This is a genomic window from Rhodococcoides trifolii, assembly GCF_014635345.1.
Taxonomy (GTDB): Bacteria; Actinomycetota; Actinomycetes; order Mycobacteriales; family Mycobacteriaceae; genus Rhodococcoides; species Rhodococcoides trifolii.
On the sequence record NZ_BMCU01000012.1, the window covers coordinates 1 to 5,484 of the forward strand.

At 55.9% G+C, this 5,484-nt stretch carries 1 protein-coding gene and 3 rRNA genes; all 4 read left to right on the top strand.

Features of this window, described 5'->3' with window-relative positions; translation table 11 throughout:
• On the top strand, positions 1 to 185 hold a 185-nt coding region (locus IEW02_RS25300), incomplete at its 5' end, for a hypothetical protein (RefSeq protein WP_229746326.1).
• 22 nt (positions 186 to 207) lie between these two features.
• Positions 208 to 1,726, top strand: a 16S ribosomal RNA gene (locus IEW02_RS24950).
• 371 nt (positions 1,727 to 2,097) lie between these two features.
• Positions 2,098 to 5,233: ribosomal RNA gene (locus tag IEW02_RS24955) — 23S ribosomal RNA — on the top strand.
• Positions 5,234 to 5,376: 143 nt separating this feature from the next.
• Positions 5,377 to 5,484, top strand: a 5S ribosomal RNA gene (gene rrf, locus IEW02_RS24960); the annotation flags it as partial.

Sequence of the window (5,484 nt, forward strand, 5' to 3'; positions counted from 1 at the left end):
GTTCTTTGAGAACTCAACAGTGTGTCGATGAATGTCAGTGCCAATTGTTTTTGGTTTGCTGGTCTTCTTCCTTCTTCCCGTCGGAGGGGGATCAGTTCTTTTTTGTCAGCAATGGAGTTATTGCTGGCGTGAGTTTTATTGCTGGATTTGGCTCTCTAGTTTTCATTGACTGTCACGGTTTCTAGCTGTGGTGGTTGATATGAGTCTTCAACGGAGAGTTTGATCCTGGCTCAGGACGAACGCTGGCGGCGTGCTTAACACATGCAAGTCGAACGGTAAGGCCCTTCGGGGTACACGAGTGGCGAACGGGTGAGTAACACGTGGGTGATCTGCCCTGCACTTCGGGATAAGCCCGGGAAACTGGGTCTAATACCGGATATGACTGCAGCATGCATGTGCTGTGGTGGAAAGATTTATCGGTGCAGGATGGGCCCGCGGCCTATCAGCTTGTTGGTGGGGTAATGGCCTACCAAGGCGACGACGGGTAGCCGGCCTGAGAGGGCGACCGGCCACACTGGGACTGAGACACGGCCCAGACTCCTACGGGAGGCAGCAGTGGGGAATATTGCACAATGGGCGCAAGCCTGATGCAGCGACGCCGCGTGAGGGATGACGGCCTTCGGGTTGTAAACCTCTTTCAGCAGGGACGAAGCGTGAGTGACGGTACCTGCAGAAGAAGCACCGGCCAACTACGTGCCAGCAGCCGCGGTAATACGTAGGGTGCAAGCGTTGTCCGGAATTACTGGGCGTAAAGAGCTCGTAGGCGGTTTGTCGCGTCGTCTGTGAAAACCAGCAGCTCAACTGTTGGCTTGCAGGCGATACGGGCAGACTTGAGTATTTCAGGGGAGACTGGAATTCCTGGTGTAGCGGTGAAATGCGCAGATATCAGGAGGAACACCGGTGGCGAAGGCGGGTCTCTGGGAAATAACTGACGCTGAGGAGCGAAAGCGTGGGTAGCGAACAGGATTAGATACCCTGGTAGTCCACGCCGTAAACGGTGGGCGCTAGGTGTGGGTTTCCTTCCACGGGATCCGTGCCGTAGCTAACGCATTAAGCGCCCCGCCTGGGGAGTACGGCCGCAAGGCTAAAACTCAAAGGAATTGACGGGGGCCCGCACAAGCGGCGGAGCATGTGGATTAATTCGATGCAACGCGAAGAACCTTACCTGGGTTTGACATACACCGGAAAACCGTAGAGATACGGTCCCCCTTGTGGTCGGTGTACAGGTGGTGCATGGCTGTCGTCAGCTCGTGTCGTGAGATGTTGGGTTAAGTCCCGCAACGAGCGCAACCCTTGTCCTGTGTTGCCAGCGCGTAATGGCGGGGACTCGCAGGAGACTGCCGGGGTCAACTCGGAGGAAGGTGGGGACGACGTCAAGTCATCATGCCCCTTATGTCCAGGGCTTCACACATGCTACAATGGCCGGTACAGAGGGCTGCGATACCGTGAGGTGGAGCGAATCCCTTAAAGCCGGTCTCAGTTCGGATCGGGGTCTGCAACTCGACCCCGTGAAGTCGGAGTCGCTAGTAATCGCAGATCAGCAACGCTGCGGTGAATACGTTCCCGGGCCTTGTACACACCGCCCGTCACGTCATGAAAGTCGGTAACACCCGAAGCCGGTGGCCTAACCCCTTGTGGGAGGGAGCCGTCGAAGGTGGGATCGGCGATTGGGACGAAGTCGTAACAAGGTAGCCGTACCGGAAGGTGCGGCTGGATCACCTCCTTTCTAAGGAGCACATCTCGCTGGAGTACCTCCACACTGGTGGTTGGGGAACAGCGCAGAGACCACGCCGATCACATTCGTTGATCGGGTGGACGCTCATGGGTGGAACACTGACAACCAATTCGTCGCTCGTGCACCGACTTCGGTCGGTGCGACCGCCGGCCTGTGTGCTGGTGGTGGGTGCGGGTTATATCGATGCACTGTTGGGTCCTGAGAGAACACGTAAGTGTTTCTTTCATGGCAAGACAAATACAGCGCTTGGTTCGTGGTCATACCGCGGGTGGTTTCTTCACGGGAATCGTTCGGCTGGTGCCACATTAGGATCGGGTGGTGTGTGTTGTTTGAGAATTGCACAGTGGACGCGAGCATCTTTGTTGTAAGTAATGAAGAGCGTACGGTGGATGCCTTGGCACCAGGAGCCGATGAAGGACGTAGGAGGCTGCGATAAGCCTCGGGGAGCTGTCAACCGAGCTGAGATCCGAGGGTGTCCGAATGGGGAAACCCAGCACGAGTGATGTCGTGTTACCCATGCCTGAATATATAGGGTGTGTGGAGGGAACGTGGGGAAGTGAAACATCTCAGTACCCACAGGAAGAGAAAACAACAGTGATTCCGTCAGTAGTGGCGAGCGAACGCGGAAGAGGCCAAACCATGTGCATGTGATACCCGGCAGGGGTTGTGCGTGTGGGGTTGTGGGGTTTGTTTTTGTCGATTCTGCCGGATCGGCCGACAGTAAGAAATCATGCGGTTAGTCGAAGTGGTCTGGGATGGCCTGTCGTAGAGGGTGAGAATCCCGTAGACGAAAATTGTGTGACTGTCGAAGTGAATGCCCAAGTAGCAGCGGGCCCGTGAAATCTGCTGTGAATCTGTCGGGACCACCCGATAAGCCTGAATACTCCCTGGTGACCGATAGCGGACTAGTACCGTGAGGGAAAGGTGAAAAGTACCCCGGGAGGGGAGTGAAATAGTACCTGAAACCGTGCGCTTACAATCCGTCAGAGCCTTTGCACAGTTTACTGTGGGGGGTGATGGCGTGCCTTTTGAAGAATGAGCCTGCGAGTTAGTGGTATGTGGCGAGGTTAACCCGTGTGGGGTAGCCGTAGCGAAAGCGAGTCCGAATAGGGCGATCATAGTCGCATGCTCTAGACCCGAAGCGGAGTGATCTACCCATGGCCAGGTTGAAGCGACGGTAAGACGTCGTGGAGGACCGAACCCACTTAGGTTGAAAACTGAGGGGATGAGTTGTGGGTAGGGGTGAAAGGCCAATCAAACTCCGTGATAGCTGGTTCTCCCCGAAATGCATTTAGGTGCAGCGTCGCGTGTTTCACTCTGGAGGTAGAGCTACTGGATGGTCTAGAGGGCCTACAAGCTTATCGAAATCAGCCAAACTCCGAATGCCAGGGTGTGAGAGCGCGGCAGTGAGACTGCGGGCGATAAGGTTCGTAGTCGAGAGGGAAACAGCCCAGATCGCCGGCTAAGGCCCCTAAGCGTGTACTAAGTGGAAAAGGATGTGAAGTCGCGAAGACAACCAGGAGGTTGGCTTAGAAGCAGCCACCCTTGAAAGAGTGCGTAATAGCTCACTGGTCAAGTGATTTTGCGCCGACAATGTAGCGGGGCTCAAGTACACCGCCGAAGCCGCGGCATTCACGCAATAGCCCGCACAGTCCTTACGGGGGTTGTGCCAGGTGTGTGGATGGGTAGGGGAGCGTCGTGTGGCCAGGGAAGCGCCGGAGTGATCCAGGTGTGGAGGCCACGCGAGTGAGAATGCAGGCATGAGTAGCGAAAGACGAGTGAGAAACTCGTCCGCCGAATGATCAAGGGTTCCTGGGCCAGGTTAATCCGCCCAGGGTGAGTCGGGACCTAAGGCGAGGCCGACAGGCGTAGTCGATGGACAACGGGTTGATATTCCCGTACCCGTGTATCCGCGCCCATGACGAATCAGGAGTACTAACCGTCCAGAGCCTTCTAGAGCACCTTCGGGTGACGTGGAGGTGATGCACGGGACCTTTCCTGGTAGTAGTCAAGCGATGGGGTGACGCAGGAAGGTAGTCGAGCCAGTCAGTGGTAATACTGGTGTAAGCCCGTAGGGCGTGTTCCAGGCAAATCCGGAACGCATACAGCCTGAGAGGTGATGCATAGCCGATTGAGGCGAATTCGATGATCCTATGCTGCCGAGAAAAGCCTCTAGCGAGCTGGTACATGGCCCGTACCCCAAACCGACACAGGTGATCAGGTAGAGAATACCAAGGCGATCGAGAGAACTATGGTTAAGGAACTCGGCAAAATGCCCCCGTAACTTCGGGAGAAGGGGGACCCCTGCTGGTGATGGACTTCTCGTCCTGAGCTGGTGTGGGTCGCAGAGACCAGTGAGAAGCGACTGTTTACTAAAAACACAGGTCCGTGCGAAGTCGTAAGACGATGTATACGGACTGACGCCTGCCCGGTGCTGGAAGGTTAAGAGGACCGGTTAATCACTTCGGTGGTGAAGCTGAGAATTTAAGCCCCAGTAAACGGCGGTGGTAACTATAACCATCCTAAGGTAGCGAAATTCCTTGTCGGGTAAGTTCCGACCTGCACGAATGGCGTAACGACTTCTCAGCTGTCTCAACCATAGACTCGGCGAAATTGCATTACGAGTAAAGATGCTCGTTACGCGCGGCAGGACGAAAAGACCCCGGGACCTTCACTACAGCTTGGTATTGGTGTTCGGTTCGGTTTGTGTAGGATAGGTGGGAGACTGTGAAGCATGCACGCCAGTGTGTGTGGAGTCGTTGTTGAAATACCACTCTGATCGTATTGGATACCTCAACCTCGGACCATGATCTGGTTCAGGGACAGTGCCTGGTGGGTAGTTTAACTGGGGCGGTTGCCTCCCAAAATGTAACGGAGGCGCCCAAAGGTTCCCTCAGCCTGGTTGGCAATCAGGTGTCGAGTGCAAGTGCACAAGGGAGCTTGACTGTGAGACTGACAAGTCGAGCAGGGACGAAAGTCGGGACTAGTGATCCGGCACCGGCAAGTGGAAGCGGTGTCGCTCAACGGATAAAAGGTACCCCGGGGATAACAGGCTGATCTTCCCCAAGAGTCCATATCGACGGGATGGTTTGGCACCTCGATGTCGGCTCGTCGCATCCTGGGGCTGGAGTAGGTCCCAAGGGTTGGGCTGTTCGCCCATTAAAGCGGCACGCGAGCTGGGTTTAGAACGTCGTGAGACAGTTCGGTCTCTATCCGCCGCGCGCGTCAGAAACTTGAGGAAGGCTGTCCCTAGTACGAGAGGACCGGGACGGACGAACCTCTGGTGTGCCAGTTGTTCCACCAGGAGCACCGCTGGTTAGCTACGTTCGGAAGGGATAACCGCTGAAAGCATCTAAGCGGGAAGCCTGTTCCAAGATGAGGTTTCTCACCCCCTCGAGGGGGTAAGGCCCCCGGCAGACCACCGGGTTGATAGGCCAGAACTGGAAGTCGGGTAACCGATGCAGGTGACTGGTACTAATAGGCCGAGGACTTACCACAAAGCTGCTACGCGTCCACTGTGCGATATCTGAAACAACACACGTTTCAGTCGTATCGACAATTGAATGAACCAACATCTGTGAACCCACCGCTCGTGGTGGTGACGCAGCCGTTGTGTTCCGTGTGTAACTGTTTCGCAGAGTTACGGCGGCCATAGCGGAGGGGAAACGCCCGGACCCATTCCGAACCCGGAAGCTAAGCCCTCCAGCGCCGATGGTACTGCACCCGACAGGGTGTGGGAGAGTAGGACA